The 19752-nt window shown below is 42.6% G+C and carries 16 protein-coding genes; 6 read left to right on the top strand and 10 right to left on the bottom strand.

The genetic code is table 11. The features are described from left to right. Positions 1–31: 31 nt before the first annotated feature. Positions 32–649: an NAD(P)H:quinone oxidoreductase gene (gene wrbA / locus JMW94_RS07930; protein WP_201603805.1), complete on the bottom strand. Its 618-nt coding sequence runs from the start codon at positions 647–649 to the stop codon at positions 32–34. A 424-nt stretch (positions 650–1073) separates the two neighbouring features. On the opposite strand from wrbA, the gene JMW94_RS07925 reads away from it, so the two are divergent. The 4 genes from JMW94_RS07925 to JMW94_RS07910 all read left to right on the top strand — a co-directional run bounded on the left by JMW94_RS07925 (position 1074) and on the right by JMW94_RS07910 (position 8927). After that, entirely contained in the window at positions 1074–2615 is a 1542-nt protein-coding gene (locus JMW94_RS07925; RefSeq protein WP_201603803.1) for a YihY family inner membrane protein, read from the top strand. 164 nt (positions 2616–2779) lie between these two features. After that, positions 2780–5761: a M66 family metalloprotease gene (locus JMW94_RS07920; RefSeq protein ID WP_413786191.1), complete on the top strand. Its 2982-nt coding sequence runs from the start codon at positions 2780–2782 to the stop codon at positions 5759–5761. A 184-nt stretch (positions 5762–5945) separates the two neighbouring features. Continuing rightward, entirely contained in the window at positions 5946–7559 is a 1614-nt protein-coding gene (locus tag JMW94_RS07915; RefSeq protein WP_227685453.1) for a DUF2254 domain-containing protein, read from the top strand. A 93-nt stretch (positions 7560–7652) separates the two neighbouring features. Further along, positions 7653–8927, top strand: a complete 1275-nt coding sequence (locus tag JMW94_RS07910; RefSeq protein WP_201603801.1) for a cation:proton antiporter — start codon at positions 7653–7655, stop codon at positions 8925–8927. A gap of 119 nt (positions 8928–9046) precedes the next feature. Here the strand turns inward: JMW94_RS07910 and JMW94_RS07905 are convergent, their stop codons facing one another. From JMW94_RS07905 to JMW94_RS07895, 3 genes are read right to left on the bottom strand one after another with little or no spacing between them, the layout of a single operon-like run. After that, positions 9047–9595: a DUF2127 domain-containing protein gene (locus JMW94_RS07905; protein ID WP_060490542.1), complete on the bottom strand. Its 549-nt coding sequence runs from the start codon at positions 9593–9595 to the stop codon at positions 9047–9049. Further along, positions 9588–10799, bottom strand: a complete 1212-nt coding sequence (locus JMW94_RS07900) for a dihydroorotase (RefSeq protein WP_201603797.1) — start codon at positions 10797–10799, stop codon at positions 9588–9590. The genes JMW94_RS07905 and JMW94_RS07900 overlap by 8 nt, the downstream gene beginning before the upstream one ends. Before the next feature lie 60 nt (positions 10800–10859). Further along, entirely contained in the window at positions 10860–11933 is a 1074-nt protein-coding gene (locus JMW94_RS07895) for an aspartate carbamoyltransferase catalytic subunit (RefSeq protein ID WP_201603795.1), read from the bottom strand. A gap of 414 nt (positions 11934–12347) precedes the next feature. On the opposite strand from JMW94_RS07895, the gene JMW94_RS07890 reads away from it, so the two are divergent. Both JMW94_RS07890 and JMW94_RS07885 read left to right on the top strand, forming a co-directional pair. Next, positions 12348–13331 (top strand): class 1 fructose-bisphosphatase, encoded by a 984-nt coding sequence (locus JMW94_RS07890; protein ID WP_201603793.1) that lies wholly within the window; start codon positions 12348–12350, stop codon positions 13329–13331. 104 nt (positions 13332–13435) lie between these two features. After that, complete coding sequence (locus JMW94_RS07885) at positions 13436–14230, top strand: TrmH family RNA methyltransferase (protein WP_201603791.1); 795 nt, start codon at positions 13436–13438, stop codon at positions 14228–14230. A gap of 95 nt (positions 14231–14325) precedes the next feature. Here the strand turns inward: JMW94_RS07885 and JMW94_RS07880 are convergent, their stop codons facing one another. The 6 genes from JMW94_RS07880 to ilvC all read right to left on the bottom strand — a co-directional run bounded on the left by JMW94_RS07880 (position 14326) and on the right by ilvC (position 19746). Then, positions 14326–15258: an electron transfer flavoprotein subunit alpha/FixB family protein gene (locus JMW94_RS07880; RefSeq protein ID WP_201603789.1), complete on the bottom strand. Its 933-nt coding sequence runs from the start codon at positions 15256–15258 to the stop codon at positions 14326–14328. A 151-nt stretch (positions 15259–15409) separates the two neighbouring features. Further along, positions 15410–16159 (bottom strand): electron transfer flavoprotein subunit beta/FixA family protein, encoded by a 750-nt coding sequence (locus tag JMW94_RS07875; RefSeq protein ID WP_045446670.1) that lies wholly within the window; start codon positions 16157–16159, stop codon positions 15410–15412. Between the two features lie 466 nt (positions 16160–16625). Beyond that, positions 16626–17189: a DUF421 domain-containing protein gene (locus JMW94_RS07870; RefSeq protein ID WP_201603787.1), complete on the bottom strand. Its 564-nt coding sequence runs from the start codon at positions 17187–17189 to the stop codon at positions 16626–16628. A gap of 253 nt (positions 17190–17442) precedes the next feature. Then, positions 17443–17655 (bottom strand): cold-shock protein, encoded by a 213-nt coding sequence (locus tag JMW94_RS07865; RefSeq protein ID WP_010196799.1) that lies wholly within the window; start codon positions 17653–17655, stop codon positions 17443–17445. Positions 17656–18035: 380 nt separating this feature from the next. Further along, positions 18036–18461, bottom strand: a complete 426-nt coding sequence (locus tag JMW94_RS07860; protein ID WP_045454429.1) for a hypothetical protein — start codon at positions 18459–18461, stop codon at positions 18036–18038. Between the two features lie 268 nt (positions 18462–18729). Next, on the bottom strand, positions 18730–19746 hold the full coding sequence (ilvC, locus tag JMW94_RS07855; protein WP_045446660.1) for a ketol-acid reductoisomerase: 1017 nt from the start codon (positions 19744–19746) through the stop codon (positions 18730–18732). Between the last annotated feature and the right edge of the window lie 6 nt (positions 19747–19752).

Here is a 19752-nt window from a genome sequence, read left to right as displayed (position 1 = left end):
ATATAAGACGTTGCATGCTATAAAAATCCGCTTAGCGTGTCCAGTTAGCTTGCGCCAATGCAGTAGCACTAATAGCCAAGCGACGACCTTGGGCGATAGCCAACTCGCGCTCATCTGCTGAGATAGGTTGATCATGCAACGCCCCACTCACGTGGCTGGCACCATAAGGCGAGCCACCACGATGAGTACGATTAAGCGCAGGCTCAGCATAAGGCACACCAACAAGGATCATGCCGTGATGCATCAACGGCAACATCATGGTCAGCAATGTCGTCTCTTGACCGCCATGCATCGAGCCAGTGGCAGTAAATACAGCAGCAGGTTTGTTCTGTAAATTACCTGCCAGCCAAATAGTGACCGTATTATCCCAAAAATATTTCATGGGAGCAGCCATATTACCGAAGTGCGTCGGGCTACCAAGCGCCAAACCCATACAGTCTTTTAGATCGTCCATAGTGCAATACAAGTCACCTTCATCAGGTATTGCAGGCTTGCTCGATGTGGTCTCGGGTGCAACCGTTGGTACAGTACGGATACGGGCTGTCATACCAGCATCCTCAATACCTTGAGCGATAGCATAAGCCAATGTCTTAGTCGTACCGTAATTTGAATAATAGAGCACCAAAACATAAGGGGCGGTCTGACTCATTAGCAATACTTCCTCATAAAACCATTAATGTTATTGTTGATTCTAATCACCTACAACCGCTTCTATGCAGTCTATTTCTTTAGCATAAAACCTCATTGATTATGTAGCTATAGTCGATTCAATTTAAAAATAGTACTAGTACAAGGCAACCGAGTGTAGATGTATATTAAATACCTCAAGCGAGGTTAACGCTGTAATAATTTTATAGTGGAATGACTATATACATAATCTGTGACAGATAACGCAATATAGGCATATATTATGCCCCAGTCATTCACCGACATGCAAACAGCCTTGGTACACATTGTCGCTAATAGCCTGCTAGAAAGGTTGCTGCTGTGCATTTTGACACAATTAAACCGCAGATGGTAACAGCATATCTTTGTTACACTACTGTCACTCAAACACCTGCTAAATGGTCGATATGGAAAATTTATCAAAAAAAATCCCGTTTTTACATCAACGCTGGTTTCAATTTTTACGATTCTTGACTCGGCACTTTTTTGAAGACAATTGCCAGCAAAAAGCGGCATCGCTGACCTACACGACTATGTTGTCAATTGTACCCGTCCTAACCGTCCTATTGATGATCCTATCTTCTGTCCCCGCACTTGCATCCGTTAGAGCACAGATATATGAAGTGATTTATAGTAACTTGCTACCACAATCAAGCATGCAGGTCAGTGAGTACATCAATAGCTTTGCTGAAAAATCCTCAAATCTAACCATCATTGGGGCGATGGTGTTATTTTTTACGACCATTATGACGTTAACAACCATCGAGCGCGCATTTAACCAAATCTGGCGGGTGGAAAACCGCTCTGGCGGTATGAAAAGTATGCTGCGCTATTGGACCATCGTCACGTTAGGACCGTTAGTACTGGGTACGGCATTTCTTGCTTCAAGCGCGGTACAAAGTTTGAGTTTTTTAAATCGACAAATCGCTGGTTATGGCATTGACTGGTCTTTTTGGGTACAAGCCGTATCCATTGGTATCACTGTTGCAGGCTTTATTGGTATGTACTGGTTTATCCCAAAAGCACGCGTACCCGCGAAAAATGCAGCCATTGCTGGTCTCTTCGTCGCTATCGTATTCGAGCTGATGAAGCACCTGTTTGGTACAGTAATGGCAAATTTCACCAGTTATGAAGCGATTTACGGGGCTTTTGCGGCACTGCCCATCTTCTTATTATGGATATATTTGTCTTGGAATTTAATTCTATTAGGTGTTGAGATTAGCTATACCTTGACGATTTTTGAGACTGAAGAGGTCTATCCACGCCACCCGCTCCTAAGTTTGCTCGATATGCTAAACCTCGTTTATACCCATCATTTAAAAGGCGAAGCGGTAAGCGAACAAGCGCTACGTAACGTGCTAGGACGCAAAGAGCTACCAAAATGGTATACCTATATTAATTATCTGCAAGACAGCAATTTAATCACCATGACTGAAGATAATGATTATGTGCTCAAGAGAGATTTGAGCAAAATGACATTATGGGATTTTTATCGCACCCTACCTTACCCCTTGCCTATCAAAGATGAGCTAGATGAGATGGGGCCAGAGGATCAAAAACCTTGGCTTAGCTTGCTAGTCAATCGTTTTGAGAATACGGAAGCTTATGCCAAGCAACAGTTAGATCTACCGCTAAATGCTATTTTTGCCAATAGTGAGCCACGTAAGAAAGCTGATTCTAATGGAAAAGGCATCAAAGGCGGTCAATCAAATTTATTTAGAAAAACCTCGGCGACCACTGCAGCATTAGACAAGAATGAGCCGATCAAAGGCACCCCACACTTTGACCCAATAGCTTATGATAAAGACAGTGATATTGAATGCGATGAGCGGGACAATGAGATTCTTATTCCTAAGGATTTGAATGACTCTCAAATTAAAACCAATGGTAATCTCTTTAATCATAAAGGCGATATCATTACTGAATCAGATAACCCAAAGACGAATTAAGAAAAGCGTTAGTAACGAATGAGACATATTGAATAATAAAAATTAGTTTTCACTAGAGGTTATAATAGAACTTATTATTATAAATCGAACAAAATTCGTACGAGATGCTAACACAGCTGTTATATTGCCTTAAACTTTATTAGAGCAATAACTTGAAAAATACAATAGCATTCCCAGTAACAGCGCTAAGCATTTGTGTCGTATCCATTATGCTTTCTGCTTGTGGTGAAGGTGATGGCAGCACATCATCACTTGTACCACCAACCGTTAGTCTACCAGTAGAAACGCCGCCTGTTAAACCACCAATAACGAGTATTCCTGCTACGCCACTTGAACCAAGTACACCTATTAAGCCACCGGTGACTACGCCTATTAAACCACCAATAATAAGTATTCCTGCAACGCCAATTGGGCCAAGCACGCCTATTAAGCCACCAATAACGAGCATTCCTGCTACGCCACTTGTGCCAGCTACGCCTATCAAATATCCAGAACCAAAAAAGGATATTGCTGATTTTTATTTATTAGGGTTTTTTGACCACGATGGTAGAGCGGGAGAAATTCGTACTATTCGTCCAGACTTGGTTGGCGAATTTCAAGCGATGATACAGTTTGGGCAGAATCATACCGTTGATCCACAGGGTAACGAAGCAAAAAACATGCCGCGCCTAACGGCAGAAAAAGAGGCGCTGTTATTAGTGACACCTACGCTTGAAATGGGTGACATTGATGAGCTAGTTGTAGAGATTTATCAAGATGGGGTTTTATTACGAACTGTCAATTTAGCCGATCCGACTCAAATCCCAGACACGGATCAGACTAACACTGATCAGCGCGCACGCGTTGCTTACAGTAAGCGCGCATGGTCAACCAAACTCAACTGGGATGAGGTACAAGGTGGTCTCAAAATTCGCATTGTGGATGACCAAAATCGTAGCGGTGAACTGTCAGAAGATAACATAGATTTTGCCGCCCCTGGTGAGTTGGTATTGACCAATATCCGTCTGGGCATGTTAACGGATGCACCTCAATCTTGGGGTCATTATATGCTACGCGATCCAGAAAGAGCGGGTTCAGACTACTTCCAAACCATTCCAGCAGCACAAATGACCGTTGCTAGCTATGATGACATGAAGCTCGAACGAGTAATGGTCGCCAATGGCACTATTTATGATTCAGTCAGTGACTCAAATGATGCTGGCGTTTATGCTGGTGATATGCGCGAAAACACCGCGAAATCAACCTTTGGTGTTGGCATTAATTTAGCCAATTGGGGCGTCACCAGTGCTTCAATGCAAAGTCAAGAGCAACCGCAATTGACCCAGAACGTCAATGCGCATCACGCTCGCGGTAAATATAAGAATGGTGAATATAACCACGGCTTAAGCGGCGGTAATGGTATGTTGACCCTAATCGACTCTCAAGGTAATGAGTTCAGCCACGAAATCGGTCATCATTATGGCTTGGGTCATTATCCTGGTGAACAGAACGGCGATTTCTTTTGGGCCGAGCATCATTCCAATAGTGGCTGGGGCTATAATGGCGTCAGAAACAAAATGCGCAGCAACTTAGACTGGCCACGACAGGTCGAGGGTGATGGCCTCACAGGTAAACCTCTTTTCTTAGCCACCTATGGCTATGGTCGCGATGCGATGTCTGGTGGATCACAGAGTGGCGCTTATTCAAACTATACTCACTATACGGGTTATAGTACAAAAATTAAGATCCAGCCAGCATTTGATAAAGCAGTATTTGACGCTGATTCACCAACTGGCTATAAGAAATGGAATGCTGAGCTTAGAAAGATGGAAGTCATCCAGCCTAAAGTGTGGAAAGAATCCAAAAACGTTTGGTACAACAGCGCGGATGGTAATTACTTAAAACCACGTTTGCAGGGCGTGCCAGTCTTTACCATTTTAGGCGGTTATGACCCTGTCGCGCAAAAAGGCATCATTTATCCAGAAGCACGTGGTAACTGGGGCAACGTTTTTGAGTTACCGACACCGCATAACTCGCTTGAATCAGCAAGCTGCTGGTTAAGCGTTACTTATAGTAATAACACGATTAATGATATTGCGTTGGCTCCTAATCGGATGACCAGTAACGCCAATAAGTTCCATGTTAATTTAGCGATTGCAGACAACCCGAAAAAAGTAGATTTGTACTGTAAAAAGGTCAATGAAGCACAAGTACAGCTTTCAACCATTGATATTCGTCAATATAGTGATGCGATTAAACCCGCGGTTACCTTTGGTAAAGAACAGGGCTATACGGCACTAAGAAAGGTAGAATTGCCAATCTTAGAGCAGAAACTTCTTGCTCAAGCAGAACATTCGACTATTAGTTTAGACGCCAACGGTCAGTTGTTATATGATTCTTACAAAGAGTATCGTGATGAGCTTAGCCCTTTAGCACTCCAAACATTAGAGCGTTATGAGAAGCAGCAAGAAACTCTAAATCGTCTAAACCGTTGGGTCAATGTATATCGTACGGATTTAATCAAAAAAGAGCCTGAAGCACTTACCGAATTTCAAAAGTTTGTTATAGATTTAGAGCTACAAGATGATAAACCTTTAGATAATGTGACTACTATCCGTAATGGCAACAACTGCCTTAAAGTTGAAACTCTAGAAGGTGGTAAGTTAAATAGCTTTATTAGCGGCCCAAGTGGCTGTACTGGTGATGACTCTGAACAGTGGATTTACGATCTTAAAGGTAAAATTCACAGCAAAATGGCATTAGATCAGTGTTTAACGGAACAAGGTTCTTGGGTGGTTTTGGGTGCTTGTAGCTTGGACTCGCCAGCGCAAGTTTGGGAGATGAACGGTACCGACCAAATCAAACAAGGTGGCAAATGCTTTGATTTGCGTACTGGTAATTTAGTAGATAATCGCGGAAGCTTAATTACTTACAATTGTAGTGGTGGCTGGAATCAGAAGTGGACAACGTTAACCAAAAACCCAAGCTTTATCTTAGCAACCGCTGGTAATAATCTACCGTTAATCGTAGATAGTCTGCAAAAACAGCCAGTATCGACGGATGATATGCAAACGCGTTCATTAAGTATGGACAGTAAAGAAGAGCCATCAGTGCTAGCAAAAGTAAGCACTGCGATAAGCAATTGGATTGACAATCTAGTCAATTAACAAAACAATCCATCATGCTAAAAATAAGCTCCTATGATAGGGGCTTATTTTTTACTAAATTTTTGTGCGCAATCTGTTATATGATAAGCTAATTTACTTTTAAGAGTTTTTATTAGCCAAACAAAATCGTAGCTTAGTAATAAAAAATGGGTCAATTTTTAGGTCACTTGTGGAGCATATAATATTGAATAAACACCCTGAAAATGGCGGGTTTAACTCTGCATTGCTGACAATAACGCACAGACTAAAGCAGTTTACCCAATTATGGTCACTACAGACACTGACCGATATGCCTGATCGACTAAGAAACCTATGGCAGCAGCTTATCGGCTCTTATTGGTTTATCCCAACGGCTTGCGTCATCGTTGGAATATTGCTTGCGCCTTTATTGGTCACTATCGATCAACACTTTGACCGCGAAACCGTCAGAGAGATTACCTTTGCTTTTACCGGTGACGACGATGCGGCGCGCGCTATCATGACAGCGATTGCAGGTGCAGTATTAGGCGTAGCAGGCACGACCTTTTCCATTACAATCGCCGTGCTGTCGATGGCCTCTTCGCAATTTGGCCCACGGCTGTTGCGCAATTTTTTGACCGATACGCCAAATCAATTTGTGTTGGGGGCGTTCATTGGCACGTTTAGTTATAGTTTATTGGTGTTAAAATCCATCCATAAGTATGACGTGGCTTTTGGTGTGCCACAGCTCGCCGTGACTTTTGGTATTATTATGGCTATTATATGTGCGCTGTTGCTGGTGTACTTTGTCCAGCATATGGTACATGCCATTCAAGCTTCCCATGTGATTCAAAATGCCAGCAATGATGCGATTAATAATATTCACTATTGGTATCGCGATCATTGCGATATCCAGCATCAACGCGATATAGAACATCATGACATTGAACAGTTTCATCATTGGTCAGCAGTGCCCATCTATCCACCAAGCTCAGGTTATGTTCAACAATTTTACCTTGAGTCACTGATTACACTGACACAAGACTATGGCGGCGTGGTGCAAATGCGTATTAATCTTGGTGATTATGTCACTGATAAAAACGTCATCGGCTACTTTTACCAGCGTCCAGCAGATCATCCAAACAATCAACAGAAAACAGCGACGCCATCTTTAGCTGTTGTACCGCGTGCCCCTGACGGGCTTTTTTGGCAACGCTTTGCCGGCTGTATACGTATCGAACAACGACTGGCTCATTCTAACGATATTGCTTATAGCTTGGGACAAATGACTGAAATCGCCGTCCGCGCCTTATCGCCTGGTATCAATGATCCAAAAACAGCAGTCAACTGTGTACAATCACTGACCAGTTGCTTAAGTATTATGATGCGTCGTCAGCCGCCCAGTCCCTATCATTTTTATACACCGGCACAAAACGATGATTCATCGAAAGCCGAAGTTAAACAGCGACGCTTGGCGATATTAGCCATAGTTACTCATACTCCCAAAATATCTGATTTTATCAATACATCACTAGGCGAGATACGTCGGTATGCAGCAGCAGATTTGATGGTCTTAAAAGCGCTATGTCAGGCGATGGTCAATCTAAGTTATGCTCGCGTAAATAACGCACAGCAGCAAACCCTATTGCATGAGATAAAACTGATTGAGCGCGCAGGAGAAGAAAACCTAAGCTATCAAGAGCTGATAGATGACTTGAGCGCGATGTGCCAACAAGCCCAGCAATTCATACTTAGCAACGATGCTCATCATCAGTATTTTGACTATGTTAGCGCGTTTGACACCCATATTCGCCAAGCATTACAAACGCAATCAAAATAAAAAGACAAACGATAACTAAACTAAAATCAAACCTATTTAGTGTTTGTAAGCGCTAAGCTTATGACAATTTTAAACTCACTTGAGAATTTTTTCATGGCCCCTACCAGCAGCCTAACCATACTTGAAATCAGCGCGATATTCTTATCAATCACCGCCCTATTAACTTATGTTAACCATCGTTTTATTGGTCTACCGACCACGATTGGCGTGATGGTTATCTCCATTTTATTATCTATTGGCGCCATATTTTTGGGATTTTTGGGGTTTGATCAGCTGATTGATTATGAAGTAAGCTTATTAGAGCAGCTTGATTTTACCGAAGTTTTATTAGACGGCATGCTCTCTATGCTACTGTTCGCAGGAGCGCTGCACGTCAATATCAGCGATTTAAAACGTTATAAACTGCCTATTGGTATCCTTGCTTGCGTCGGTACCATCGTCTCTGCGATGCTTATCGCCACGGCGCTTTATTTTATGCTGCCGCTGCTTGGTTTCGGTTTGCCGTTTCTTTGGTGTTTGCTATTCGGTGCTCTAATATCACCGACCGATCCCATTGCCGTAATGGGTATTTTGGCATCGGCTGGCGCGCCAAAAAGTATAGAAACGGTCATCGCAGGCGAGTCGTTATTTAATGATGGTATCGGCGTCGTCATCTTTGTATTGCTGCTAGGTATTTTATCCAGTGGTGATATCCCAACCGCCAATTATGTGGCGCATACTCTAGCGGTTGAAGCCGGTGGCGGCATTATTTTTGGGTTGGTACTTGGGTCGATTTTGTATTACATGCTGAAAAGTATCGATAGCTATCAAGAAGAAGTGTTGTTAACGCTTGCTGGTGTGATAGGTGGTTATGCACTCGCCAGCCATTGGCATTTATCAGGACCACTCGCCATGGTGATGATGGGATTAATGGTTGGTAATCGCGGACGAGCATTGGCGATGAGCGATAAAACGCGGCATTATATTGATTTATTTTGGGAATTAATCGATGAAATTCTCAATGCTATTTTATTCGTACTCATCGGTTTAGAAGTAGTGATGATTGCTTATTCGGGTAATTTATTTATCGCCGCTGGTTTGACAATTGTCATTGCCCTACTTGCGCGTTTTATCGTTGTAGGTATGACGACCAAAACCTTTCATCGTCAGCTCGATTTACCGACTGGTGCATGGAAAGTGCTGACATGGGGCGGATTACGTGGGGGTATTTCGGTTGCCTTAGTGTTGCAGCTGCCGCTGGGAGCCGAACGCGATATCTTGTTGGCGCTCACTTATGCAGTGGTGATATTCTCTATCTTGGTGCAAGGTTTGAGTATTGGCAAAGTCGCCAAAAGCATTCGTACTGATGAAAGTACAGCAAAGCCATAATTTATAACCAGTTTTAAGCCAATCGTTTTAGCAAAAGAAAGCCAGCATAAGAGAGTATCTTACGCTGGATTTTTCACACACATTCAGTTTTTTTTGATAGGCACTATAATAGGCTCTTTTTATATCAGACCCTTTCGCTTCATATTACGATAAACCACGACTACGATAAGAAGATTCGAGACTAATATCCCAAGCTTAAACCAATCAAATGGGCTAACGATTAGATAGTAAAGCTCAATAGGAATAAACACCCCATAACCCAGCACACCAAACCAATACGCCCATGTTTTATCTTGCCATAAGCCATAAGCCTCAAGAAAACGTAGACTGGCGTAAGCAAAGATTAATAACAAGAATAATGACCAGTTTTTACTTGCCTGCTGGGCAATCCGTACTGCACTGTCAACTTGCGGTGCCAGTAGCTGTCCAAAAGTCTGTTGCCAAGAAGCAGTCGCTGTCGTCAGCCAATGCTCAAGGTCAGTATGCCATGACCATAAAGCCCCTGCCCCTAATAGTGCACCGACCCCTTTAACCACCTCATAAATTGCTACCGCTTTGATAGATTCACTGGCAGTACCGTGCGACTTGATGGTTTGGTTGTGCAAGTGATGATCGTTATCCTTCGAGGATGGTTGCAGACTATCATCCTGCCTAGGCAAATTAGCCAAAGAAAGTCTCCACAACGCGGCCTTGCAACTGCTGATTAAAGAATGGCGTGTTTTTACCATTGGACAGCATGGATTGGGCGGTCACTTGCCACTCCAAATTAGGATCCACCAGTACTGCGCCGCCGATTTTTTCATATTGCTCACTAATACCAGAGATTTTCGCCGGATTGAGACAGATTTTATCGACAAGTTGCTCTAAGGTTAACACCTCATCATTGACTAGCTGACAAGCCAGCGCCATAAAGGTATCAAAATTTGAGATGCCTGGTGTGCTCTCAGCAAATGGGGCTTTTTTAGCGGTACTGTTCAAGGGTTCATGATGGCTACATATCGCATCAATGGTGCCATCTTTTAGACCACGGCGAATGGCTTGCTGATCGGTATTACTACGCAGGGGTGGTAATACATAGGCTTGGGCGTTAAAACCCTCTAAATTATCATCGGTCAAATACAACTGATGCATCGCCACATCACAAGTCACGGGCAGACCTTTATCTTTTGCCCAGCGCATCAATTCGATTGAAGATTTACATGATAATTGACTAAAGTGAGCGGCGATGCCCGTTTCTTCAACCATCAGCAACTGCGTTGACAAGGCAACCGTTTCAGCAATCCAAGGAATTCCTTGCAAGCCGTGATATGACGCGATATAACCTTCATGCGCCACGCCATCACCAGATAGACTTGGTTCATCAGGATAAAAGAATACTTTCATATTAAAAGTCGCGGCGTATTCCAGTGTACGCAGTAATACTAGATCATTGCGAAAAGGGCGGCGCGCATTAGAAACGGCTATACAACCGCCTTTTTTAAGCCCAGCGATATTTGATGGGCGCTCGCCTTCTAAACCAGCAGTCAACGCACCTAAAATATGCAAATATATACCGCCATCACCAAGCGCGCGCTCACGTAAGCCCTTTAATAATGAACCGTTCTCTAAGATAGGATTGGTATCAGGCGGAATGACCACATGCAAAAAACCATTGGCGCGAGCAGCGCGCCCTTCTGACTCCAAAGTGCCATGTTGTTGTTGACCCGGCTCACGTAGGCGGGCGCACAAATCAACCAAAGGCGGCAGTACCCACATTTCACGCCCAGCTTCGAGTGACGCCAACTTATCTGTCGCAGCACTTGATAGTGAGTCTTTAAATGATTGAGGAAGATGGTTAATTATCGGTGCATCTATATTTAACATAGTTGTCATGAGCGTTATTACCGTATCAATAAAATGGGATAAATAAATATAAAACAGCGAGGCAGAGGATTATTTATTCGCGGCTTGGTGAGCGCGCTGACCTTCCATAGCTAGCGACAGTACTGCCATACGAATAGCAATGCCGTTATTCACCTGTTTTAAAATCACTGACTGGTCGCCATCGGCAACGCTTGATGCAATCTCAACACCGCGGTTCATCGGCCCTGGATGCATGACCAACGCATCGGGCTTAGCCAACGCCATGCGCTCTGGTGTAATACCATAGTGTTTATAATATTCACTCGATGATGCCAGCAGCGGCGAGCCGATACGCTCGTTTTGTATTCTTAATCCCATAATGACATCACAGTCCGTGACACATTCATTCATATCTTCATAGACTTGTACCCCAAAGCGCTCAATGCCTTTCGGTAATAAGGTACGCGGCGCACAGACGCGAATGTCTTTTACACCTAAAGTCTGTAGTGCACTGATATCTGAGCGCGCCACTCGCGAATGCTTGATATCGCCCACGATAGCCACTGACAATTCCTCAAATGGGCGCGGCGCTTCACGATGAATAGTGAGCATGTCGAGCATCCCTTGCGTTGGATGCGCATGCCAGCCATCACCGCCATTAATAATGGCAATATCGGGTGTGACCTCTGTTGCCATAAAATGGGCAGCACCTGATGCTGAATGTCGTACCACAAAAATATCTGCCGTCATGGCTTGTAGGTTCCACAGCGTATCGCGCAAGCTTTCACCTTTTTTGGTACTAGAGCGCTCGATATCGATATTGAGCACATTGGCACCTAGACGCTTTTCAGCTACTTCAAAAGTCGTACGGGTACGCGTTGACGGTTCAAAAAACAAATTCATCACCGTATAGCCTTCGAGCTCAGGACGGTTAATGAGCTGTCCATTATCATCAAAAAACGTCTCTGCTTTGGCAATAATCGCTTGCAGCTGCGCTTTATTAAGACCTTCCACCCCCAAAAAATGGCGAATACTGCCATCGCTATTAAGCTGCGGACGACTTAACGACGCATCCAGTTTCTCATGAATGGTATCAGGGTCGAATTTGGCATAATCCGTTGGCGAGACTGTCTGAGTTGAGCGGCTATCGGTAGAATTTGGCATAATGGCAGGTCTTTATTGTTGGTTTATATAATTTAATAATCATTATTTATGCGTTTTTTGGCGATTTATAGTCGACGATAAGCACAGAGACAAGGACATTTTGGCACTTATTTGCTACAATTTACCCCAGTGGCAGTGAGAGACATAGCGCCGTAAAAAAAACAGCCATCGTCATCCTCTTGGGCAGTAGCCATAGACCTGTCAAAACCATCATCAAAAATCCGCTTAGCCAAACAATAAATAATAATAATGATAGTGTAGCTGATTTTGTGGTCAGGACAAAGATGCCGTGCGAGGTATTTAAAAATTTACCAGATTTAGGTCTGTAACGTGCGACCCAACCGATTTTCCAACCCCTTATTTAATCCTTAGTTTCAATAGCCTTTATTTTAACAGCATTTATTAGGAAGCCTTATGACAACCCTTACAGACTATCTCAATGATTATTCACCCAATCCTGCACTGAGTGACGTTATTACGACTGTCACTGACGTGGGTAAAACCATCTCACAATTATTGAGAAAAGGAGCGCTAGCAGACATTCTAGGAGAAGCTGGCAACCAAAACGTCCAAGGTGAAGACCAAAAGAAACTGGACGTACTGGCCAATGACTTATTATTAGACGCTTTAGCAAAAAATACTCATTGTGCAGGCGTTGCCTCAGAAGAGCTTGATGATGCTACCCCTGCCAATGCAGATGGCAGTTTGTTGGTATTGTTCGATCCGCTTGATGGCTCATCAAACATCGATATTAACATGGCTGTTGGCACTATTTTCTCCATTTTACCGTATCAACGCCAAGGTCAAGTCAGTGAAAATAGCGACTTTTTGCAAGCTGGCAATCAGCAGTTAGCAGCAGGCTATTTATTATATGGTACCTCTACAGTCCTGGCACTGACCATTTCCGATCATGTTGTGATGTTCAGCTTAGACCCAGACACCAATGACTATGTGCTGATAGAAGAAAATGTCACCATCGATGCCGATACCAGCGAATACGCTATCAATGCTTCAAACTACCGCTACTGGCGCGTACCCATGCAGCAGTATATCGATGAGTTAATTGCTGGCGAAACGGGTGTCCGTGGTCGCGATTTCAATACACGCTGGGTGGCGGCCATGGTCGGTGATGTGCATCGTATTTTATGTCGTGGTGGTCTCTTCACTTATCCGTTCGATACCAAATATGCCAATAAAGCGGGCAAATTACGCTTGATGTATGAAGCCAATCCAATGAGCTTATTGATTGAGCGTGCGGGTGGCGCTGCTACTGATGCAGTCAATCGCATTTTAGACATAGAGCCAACCGATATTCACCAACGCGTCCCAGTGGTACTAGGCAGCAAAAATGAAGTCGATTATGTTAAAAATCTGCATGTAACTTACGCTGATAAATAAGCCCTTTAACGTTACTTTGATAATAATCAGTATAAAGCCAGAGCATTTGTAATACTTTATACTGATTGTTTAATTTTTCTATATTTTTTTCTAAGCGATCTACTATGGTAGCAAATCCCACCGAGCTTATTACCTCAGATAAAAATACGACCGTTAAACTTGTCAAATCCTTGTTAACGCAAGCGCGGCAGCGGAAGAAGCAAGGTCAAACGGTGATTGAGGGCGTCCATCTCATCGATGCGGCGCTGCGTAGCGACTACCCGTTTGCTCAAATCCTACTCGCAGAGTCTGCGCACAACCATCCTGAGGTTCAGCAAATTTTGACGCGCTTGCCTACTTATACGCCTATTTTAACGTTATCAAATTCGCTGTATGAGAGCATGCGTAGCTTAGGTACCGGTATCGATATCATGGCCATCATTAAAGTACCAACGCCTAGTTTATCGATGATTGATAATGACTGCTTGATTTTAAATGATGTGCAAGACAGCGGCAATGTGGGCACGCTATTACGCACCGCAGCAGCGGTTGGCATCAAGAACATACTCTGTACCAGCGCGACAGCACAAGCGTGGTCCCCTAAGACATTACGAGCAGGCATGGGCGCTCAGTTTGCTCTGACTATTTATGAAGGTCTAAGTGCGCAAGATATTTTAGACCATGTGCAAACACCGCTATTTGCGACCAGCTCCCATACTGATACAGTCATTTATCAACATGACTTAAAAAAACCTATCGCTTGGATTATGGGGCATGAGGGACAAGGTGTTTGTGATGAGCTGATGCAGTGCGCCACCCCTATCGCTCTACCACAGCCTAATGGTCAAGAAAGTCTGAATGTCGCCATTGCAGGCTCATTGTGCTTATATGAGACGCTGCGTCAAAGAAACTATAACTAATGTTGTTTGACTGAATCAAAAACATACCTCTCAAATACGAAAAACCCGCTATAAATAATAGCGGGTTTTCTACTTAACTAATCACTAAATAACGATTAAACCTTGCTAGTAAGCTCAGGCAATGCTGTAAATAAATCAGCTTCTAAGAAGTAATCAGCAACGCTAGCGATAGGTGCTTCTGGGTCATTGTTGATAGCAACAATAACTTTAGAATCTTTCATACCCGCTAAATGCTGAATCGCGCCTGAAATGCCCGCTGCGATATATAAGTCTGGTGCAACGATTTTACCCGTTTGACCGACCTGCATATCGTTTGGTACATACCCTGCGTCAACAGCGGCACGTGATGCGCCAACAGCAGCGCCAAGTTTATCAGCCAATGGTTCGATATATTTGGTGAAGTTCTCGCCATTTGCTAAGGCACGACCACCAGAAACCACAATGCCTGCTGAAGTCAATTCAGGACGGTCAGATTTCGCCATCTCTTCATTAACGAAGCTTGCTTTGCCAGTTTCTTGCACGTTGTCGATTGTCTCAACAGTAGCTGATCCACCTTCGCTTGCTACTGGGTCAAAAGCCGTGGTACGTACTGTCATGACAACTTTATCTTCTGTGGTCTTAACAGTTGCTGTTGCGTTACCAGCATAGATAGGACGCTCAAACGTTTGCGCATCTACGACGGCAGATATTTCTGATAGCATGCTTACGTCAAGTAAAGCGGCAACGCGTGGCATAAAGTTCTTACCGGTGGTGGTAGCTGGTGCAAGGATATGGCTGTAATCACCAGCGATATCAGCAACCAATAGCGCGACGTTACCCGCTAATTGATGCTCATAGGCAGCGTTGTTTGCTAATAATACTTTAGTCACGCCTTCTGCTTTAGCTGCTTGGTCAGCGACAGCTTGAGCACCACTACCTGCAACCAACACATGGATATCATCACCCATTTGCTTAGCAGCAGCGATGGTATTCAAAGTTGCCTTTTTTAGACTGGCATTGTCATGTTCTGCATATACCAAAATTGCCATGATTTTAATCCTTTTTTGTTCGTATCATCTATTCATGCGGTTGTTTGTGTACAAAGCTGTTTGGGCAACTATTATTTTATATAAAATAAATCAGTTAAATCTATAGCCTTGTACCGGATATGCCGTAGCGAAGTATCCAATCATTGAAACATTAAATGACTTTTGCTTCGTTTCTTAGCTTATCGACCAACTCATCCACTGAACCCACTTTGATGCCAGCTTTGCGTTCAGCAGGTGGCACAACTTTAATGATCTCTTGCTTAGAGGCCATATCAACACCAAAATCAGCAGGCGTTTTTTCATCAAGTGGCTTTTTCTTCGCTTTCATGATGTTAGGCAACTTAGCATAACGAGGCTCATTCAAACGCAAATCAGTGGTAATAACCGCTGGTAGCTCAAGTGCTAGCGTCTGTAAACCGCCGTCGATTTCACGAGTCACGTTTACTTTATCGCCTTCTACTTTCACTTCTGATGCAAACGTACCCTGACCGATACCCATCAATGCCGCTAGCATCTGACCAGTCTGGTTGTTATCATCATCAATAGCTTGCTTACCCAATAAGATAATATCAGTGCCTTCACTCTCGGCGATATTTTTGAGGATCTTAGCAATTTGTAATGGATACGGCTTGTCATCAGTCAACACTAAAACACCACGATCAGCGCCCAATGCTAAAGCTGCACGAATTTGCTCTTGTGATTCTTTTGGACCGATTGAAGCAACAATGATTTCGTCAATCACACCCGCTTCTTTTAGACGAACCGCTTCTTCTACTGCAATCTCATCAAAAGGATTGATTGACATCTTAGTGTTTGATAAATCAACGCCAGAGTTGTCAGCTTTTACACGAACTTTTACGTTGTAATCAATGACACGCTTGACCGCTACTAATGCTTTCATACGTTCCTCGTTTATTAATGTTATGAATTAAAAATTGTCAGTTAAGAACCAAAGGCTCATTTTTTTAAACTGTCGTTCAAAATACTACTTAGGGTTATTACTGCGTCAACAGATAGTAGTTAATTAAGTAAGGAGAAACAATACCGAAAATGCTATTAGTATCACACTACTCATTGATAAAATCTGCTAAAGCTAAGCCAACCATTATTATCAGACCCCTGTATCTTGCGTGACCACAGGCATAAGGTCAAGACAACGCCGTGAATAATGCGTCATAAATTTGTCACCATTCTATAATAAATAGTTTATAAGTACACAATTTTACAGTCTTCTTTAACCTACATCCTCAATATTTCACCTGTTTTCAGCACTGTCAACACGATAGTTACTTAATGGATTGTTGTGATCTATCTCGTTGGCATCAATCGAGAACATCAATCGACAACAATAATCAAAAACTCAAAATCTACGATTTGCTATTTTTACTAGAACCAATCAGCAACTCACTGTCGCGTATATCATCGAATAATGACCAGTCAGGCATAACTGCATTGTTTTTGATGACACTCATATCCCCTGTGGTTTCCATAATGACAGCAAATACTTCAGTTTTAGACTTGATCCCATTCTTGCGCAAAACCTGTTGAACATCACTGGTACTAAGATTAGCCTCTTTTAAATTTCCACTAAAATACTCGCCATGCGCCATTAATATAATGGCTCGATTGTCTATCAGAGATTTTAACGGTTTGAATTTACGCCTGATAAATGAGATAACCCCTTGAATCACAAACAATACTGCGACAGCAAACAGCCCTTGCATTAATGACGGTGTGTCTGATAGCACCGTTGAAGCGAGTATACTGCCAATACCGACAGTCATCGCAAAATCATGGCTTGAGAGCTTGGAGAAACTTCGCAACCCCATCAATCTTGTAAACAACATTAACCCTAAATAAAAACCGATTGCAGATAGAGAAATACCCAGCACTTGCTGCCAATCGATTGAAAACCATGCCTCCCACTTCATAAAACAACCTTATTTTGTTAGATCTTTTTTGAGTCAGTGCTGATGACTGACAGCTAATATCAGTATGCTTTTGATGATTTTACGTTTATAGCGAGAAAAATGGCATAAAAAAAGCAACCTGATAAGAGGTTGCTTTTTTTTAGAGTTGAAACAGTATTTTTATTGTTTTAACAAACAAAGGCATCAATGCATATTGATAATCTTACTGTCATCAAGCTTACCGACTAATCAGCTTACCAGATGTCAAATGAGATTAGATAGCTTCGATTTGCTCGGCTTGTGGGCCTTTTTTGCCATCACCTAAGATGAAAGACACTTTTTGGCCTTCGGCTAGAGTTTTGAAACCACCACCTTGGATAGCGCTGTAGTGAGCGAATACGTCTTGTCCGCCATTGTCTTGAGCGATAAAACCAAAACCTTTAGCTTCATTAAACCACTTTACAGTGCCTTCAACTTTATCTGACATAAATTTTCCTAACTCTTTAACTGTTGGCGAGACGTGTGTCGTCACCGATTAATTGATATATACCCAAACTATTTTCTGCTAAATGCAACAGTCAATACGATCAAAATATCGTTAGATAGCTTGAAATTACGACCTAAAATCTTTTGAGTACAGGCTGATTATAGCAGCTTTTTATAATCGCAACAGGTTAAATTGATGATTTTTGTAAACAACGATAATCCGTTTTGAAAAGTCACGACAGCCAATAAAATACCATCTAATACGTTGATAAGAAAGATATTTTATATCATTTACTATCTATTATTCTAACGTAAAGGTGTCATTTAAGTTGATGACAGCATTATCTCAAATAATAAATAGGTGATAAGTCAGCATATGCTTTATTGAGATATCGGTAACCACGGTGAACTTAATACTAACAAACAAAGCGCAAAAAATATCAGTGAAAATGACTGACTATAGGCGATGTATTTAGCAGGTATCACCAAGTCTTTAGGAGAATCAGGAATACCTTTACGCTTTAGTAAACGCGTCCCGTATATCCATCCAAAGGTAGTATAGATGCCATAAGCAGCAGGTACTGTAATGGCTAGTGGCGTCAAGTCAATCACATATAATATGACAACGGAAATAAAGAACCACAAAGTATCCAAGAGTGAGCTGATTTGAAAAAACTTAGACTTAGGCAATTTGCCATCGGTTTTTTTGAGCATCTCCCCTTCTATCCATATTAAAACAGCTACCACAGCGCTAAGAGTAATATATACGAATTGCGGCGTTAGCCAGTCTGGATAAGATATTTGCACAACACACAACCTATAATCTATAAAAAATAAGAACGCGCAACTCAATCGTCTTGATAATTAATCAGCAATTGGTTGCACTAAGAATATTCAAAAATCAATGAAGGCTAGATATATGAGGCATCGATTGGTCGTTTTCAACCAACACCAAAGCGATTGTGGTTAAAATTTCATTAAAGTAGTGCAAACTAAAAAAGCCCACACTATTAAGTAATAGCATGGGCTCTTAGTTCTATATCAACGATTAATCTCTTAATAGCCTAATACTAAATTAGTTTTTTTCTTTATCGATGATTTTATTACCACCGATCCAAGGCATCATGCCACGTAGCTTAGCGCCAGTGATTTCGATTTGATGCTCTGCATTGTTACGACGACGAGCCGTCATTGATGGATAGTTGGTTGCGCCTTCAGAGATAAACATCTTCGCGTACTCACCAGACTGAATGCGTTTTAGGGCATTACGCATGGCTTCACGTGATTGCTCATTGATGACTTCAGGACCAGTTACGTATTCGCCATATTCAGCATTGTTACTGATTGAATAGTTCATATCAGCGATACCGCCTTCATACATGAGGTCTACGATAAGCTTAAGCTCATGCAAGCACTCAAAGTAAGCCATTTCTGGGGCATAGCCTGCTTCTGTTAGTGTCTCAAAGCCCATTTTAACCAGCTCTACTGCGCCGCCACAAAGTACTGCTTGCTCACCGAATAGATCAGTTTCAGTTTCATCTTTAAAGGTTGTTTCGATGATACCTGAACGACCACCACCAACGCCAGCAGCATATGACAATGCCAATTGTTTGGCTTGACCTGAAGCATCTTGGTAGATAGCGATAAGATCAGGGATACCGCCGCCTTTTGCAAACTCTGAACGTACCGTATGACCGGGTGCTTTTGGCGCAACCATGATGACATCAAGATCACCACGTGGTACGACTTGGTTATAATGAATCGCAAAACCATGAGCAAAGGCTAGGGTCGCGCCCTCTTTGATGTTAGGCTCAATCACGTCGTTATAAAGCTCTTTTTGGAACTCATCAGGCGTCAAAATCATGATGACATCAGCAGCTTTTACCGCTTCTTCTACCTCTGCGACTTTCAAGCCTGCGTTTTCCGCTTTTTTCCATGAGCCAGAGTTAGCACGTAGACCAACGGTCACATCAACGTCTGAATCTTGTAGGTTAAGCGCGTGTGCATGGCCTTGTGAACCGTAACCAATGATGGCAACTTTTTTGCCTTGGATGATTGATAGATCACAATCTTTATCATAATAAACGTTCATAAACAG

Source organism: Psychrobacter immobilis, from assembly GCF_904846185.1.
Lineage (GTDB): Bacteria > Pseudomonadota > Gammaproteobacteria > Pseudomonadales > Moraxellaceae > Psychrobacter > Psychrobacter immobilis_B.
This window is presented reverse-complemented; position numbering and strand designations above follow the sequence as displayed.

What these genes read in the sequence shown, in the direction of transcription:
- wrbA (WP_201603805.1), bottom strand. Translation starts at nt 649, where the DNA reads ATGAGTCAGACCGCCCCTTATGTTTTGGTGCTCTATTATTCAAATTAC.
- JMW94_RS07925 (WP_201603803.1), top strand. Translation starts at nt 1,074, where the DNA reads ATGGAAAATTTATCAAAAAAAATCCCGTTTTTACATCAACGCTGGTTT.
- JMW94_RS07910 (WP_201603801.1), top strand. Translation starts at nt 7,653, where the DNA reads ATGGCCCCTACCAGCAGCCTAACCATACTTGAAATCAGCGCGATATTC.
- JMW94_RS07900 (WP_201603797.1), bottom strand. Translation starts at nt 10,799, where the DNA reads ATGACAACTATGTTAAATATAGATGCACCGATAATTAACCATCTTCCT.
- JMW94_RS07895 (WP_201603795.1), bottom strand. Translation starts at nt 11,933, where the DNA reads ATGCCAAATTCTACCGATAGCCGCTCAACTCAGACAGTCTCGCCAACG.
- JMW94_RS07890 (WP_201603793.1), top strand. Translation starts at nt 12,348, where the DNA reads ATGACAACCCTTACAGACTATCTCAATGATTATTCACCCAATCCTGCA.
- JMW94_RS07885 (WP_201603791.1), top strand. Translation starts at nt 13,436, where the DNA reads ATGGTAGCAAATCCCACCGAGCTTATTACCTCAGATAAAAATACGACC.
- JMW94_RS07880 (WP_201603789.1), bottom strand. Translation starts at nt 15,258, where the DNA reads ATGGCAATTTTGGTATATGCAGAACATGACAATGCCAGTCTAAAAAAG.
- JMW94_RS07875 (WP_045446670.1), bottom strand. Translation starts at nt 16,159, where the DNA reads ATGAAAGCATTAGTAGCGGTCAAGCGTGTCATTGATTACAACGTAAAA.
- JMW94_RS07870 (WP_201603787.1), bottom strand. Translation starts at nt 17,189, where the DNA reads ATGAAGTGGGAGGCATGGTTTTCAATCGATTGGCAGCAAGTGCTGGGT.
- JMW94_RS07865 (WP_010196799.1), bottom strand. Translation starts at nt 17,655, where the DNA reads ATGTCAGATAAAGTTGAAGGCACTGTAAAGTGGTTTAATGAAGCTAAA.
- ilvC (WP_045446660.1), bottom strand. Translation starts at nt 19,746, where the DNA reads ATGAACGTTTATTATGATAAAGATTGTGATCTATCAATCATCCAAGGC.